General features: G+C 62.7%; 1 pseudogene. It reads left to right on the plus strand.

What is annotated here, in order from left to right:
* Positions 1-41: 41 nt before the first annotated feature.
* A pseudogene (locus tag ACV22V_RS32635) lies at positions 42-324 on the plus strand (IS6 family transposase); the annotation flags it as partial.

The raw sequence follows: 324 nt of genomic DNA on the forward strand, positions 1-324 counted from the left end.
AGCTTTGTCACGTTGGCGAGCGGGTCGCGTAAGATGAGGCGATGAAGAAGACATCGCTCTACCACGGCCACCGCTTCCCGGCAGCCGTCATTAGCTGCGCCGTGCGCTGGTACTACCGCTTCCACCTGAGCCTGCGCGACATTGAGGAGTTGCTGTTCGAGCGCGGCGTGGTCGTGAGCTACGAGACGATCCGCCGCTGGTGCGATAAATTTGGCGCGGGCTTCGCCTATCGCGTCAAGACCGCGCGGCGCAAGCTAGGCAGCACATGGCATCTCGATGAGATGTTCGTGTCGTTGCGTGGCGAGCCCTACCTGCTGTGGCGGG

This window comes from Burkholderia sp. AW33-5 (assembly GCF_053427615.1).